This window comes from Geminicoccus sp., from assembly GCF_035556675.1.
Classification (GTDB): Bacteria; Pseudomonadota; Alphaproteobacteria; order Geminicoccales; family Geminicoccaceae; genus Geminicoccus.
Window position 1 is genome coordinate 1 of record NZ_DATMFZ010000053.1, and the last position, 2,204, is coordinate 2,204.

General features: G+C 69.4%; 2 protein-coding genes. Both read right to left on the reverse strand.

Annotated elements, in window-relative coordinates:
- Window positions 1–62: 62 nt before the first annotated feature.
- Window positions 63–1,616 carry an FGGY-family carbohydrate kinase gene (locus VNS22_RS03975; protein ID WP_325729837.1) on the reverse strand — a complete coding sequence of 518 codons (1,554 nt, stop codon included), beginning with the start codon at window positions 1,614–1,616 and terminating at the stop codon, window positions 63–65.
- A partial coding sequence (locus VNS22_RS03980) for a TOBE domain-containing protein (RefSeq protein WP_325729839.1) occupies window positions 1,613–2,204 on the reverse strand: 592 nt, incomplete at its 5' end. The genes VNS22_RS03975 and VNS22_RS03980, both read right to left, overlap by 4 nt.

Sequence of the window (2,204 nt, forward strand, 5' to 3'; positions counted from 1 at the left end):
CTCCTCGAACACCGAGGCGCGCATGAAATTGTCGCCGATGATGGCGGCTTCGATGGTCCGGGTCATGAACGCACTTTCGCAAGGTCGCGCCAGATGTCGCGCATCCGGCGGTGGGTCGACTGGTAGATGGGAAACAGATCGCCATAGAGCCTGGCCAGCTCCGGGTCGGGCTGGGTGATCTCGCCCAAGGACGGGATGACCCAACTCTGGACGGCCTCGTCCAGCGAGGGGAACACGCCCACCGCGCAGGCGGCCATCATCGCCGTGCCGACCGCCCCCTCCTCGCCGCGCGTCCCGGCCCGCACCGGCGTGCCCAGCACCGAGGCCAGGATGGTGCGCAGCGTCTTGGACCGCGCAGCACCCCCGGCCAGCCGGATCTCCTCCGGGACATGGCCCATCGCCGAGTAGCAGTCGCGGCCGGCAAAGCTCAGGCCCTCGTAGACCGAGCGCAGCAGGTCGAGGAAGCGGACGTTCTGGTCCAGGCCCGTCATCATCGCCCGGGCATTGGCATCCACGAACGGACCGCGCTCGCCGGCAGTATGGATGTAGGGATGCCAGATCCCGGCACCCGGCCGCGCCTCCAGCACCCGCGCATCCAGCTTCGGCAGGGCCTCGCGGCGAGTGACCTCCAGCCCCAGCACGCCGGCCGCCTGGCACACCAGGTCGACCGCCCAGTCGATGTTGAGCGTGGCCGCCATGTTGGACTGGGCCTGGGAATACTTGCCGGGGATCGGCAGGCACATGGTGTAGCCGGACGGCCGCTCGCCCAGCACCACGTCGTCCGCAGAGCTGGCCAGGCGGATATGCATGCCGGTCGAGCCGATGACCGAGACGCCAAGCTGGCGGCCGGGCTCGTAGAGGCCGGCACCCAGCGCCGTGCAGGTGACATCCACGAAGCCCAGCGAGATCGGCGTGCCGGGCTTCAGCCCGACCTGGCGCGCCGCCTCCTCGGTCAGCGGATGGTTGGTCTCGGCACCGTTCAGGATCGGCGGCAGCAGGCGGGCTAGGTCGCTCAGGCCATAGTTGGCCAGCACCTCGGCCGAATAGCTGCGCGTGCGGAAGTCGCCAAAGGTGAACACGCCCTCCGACACGTCGGTCGCGCGCACGCCGGTGAGCTTGAAATAGAGCCAGTCCTTGCAGTGCATGCCGGTCGCGGCACGCTCCAGGATCTCCGGCGTGTTCCGCTGCATCCACATCAGATGCGCCGACTGCTGGCAGGCATTCATGCCGCAGCCGGTGATCGGGTAGTTGCGCGCCGTGGTGCCGTTTGCCTCGGCTTCCTCGACAATGGCAGCAGCGCGGCTGTCCAGCCAGAGCCAGGCCGGGGCCACCGGCTCGCCCGCCGCATCGATCAGCCAGGTGCCGTCGCCCTGCGCGGTCACACCTACCGCGACCACCCGGTCCGCCAGCCGCTCGACCCGGCTGCCCAGTTCGCGCAGCACTTCGGCGCAGTCGGCCCAGGTGCGGTTGATGTCCTGCTCGCAGCCGCCGCCCGGCAGGTTCACATAGTGGTTCGGCTTGGCCGCGACCGCGACCTGGTGGCCCTGGAGGTCGAAGGCCACCACCTTGGTGACCGAGGTGCCGGCATCGATGCCCAGGATCAGTTCACTGCTCATGCCGCGCTGACCTCGCCATGGCGCAGCGCCGTGCCGCTGGCCGCATCGAACAGATGCAGCGCGTCGCCCGGCAGAGCGACCGGCACGGCCTCGCCGGTCCCGATATTGAGCGTGCCATCGGTGACCGCCACCAGCAGTACCCCTTCCACCTCGATGCCCAGATGGGTCTGGTCGCCCAGCCACTGGTTGCTCACGACCTGGCCCTTGAGCGGGCCTTCGCCGACCCGGACCCGGTGCGGCCGGATGCCGACCCGGATCTCGCCGGGGCGATCGCCGGCCCGCGCCGGCAGGGTGAAGGCCTTCTCGCCCTGCACCGTGCGGATCACGATCTCCTGACCGGTGATCTCGCCCGCCATGATGTTCATGGGCGGCTCGCCGATGAACGAGGCGACGAACAGGTTGGCCGGCCGCTCCTTCAGATCGGCAGGGGTCGCGAACTGCTGGAGAACGCCGCCCTCCATGACCGCGATCCGGTCGGCCAGCGCCAGCGCCTCGGTCTGGTCGTGGGTGACGAACACGGTCGTCATCTTGTGCTCGATGAGGAAGTCCTTGATCCGCGCGCGCAGGATGGCGCGCAGCTGCGGCTCG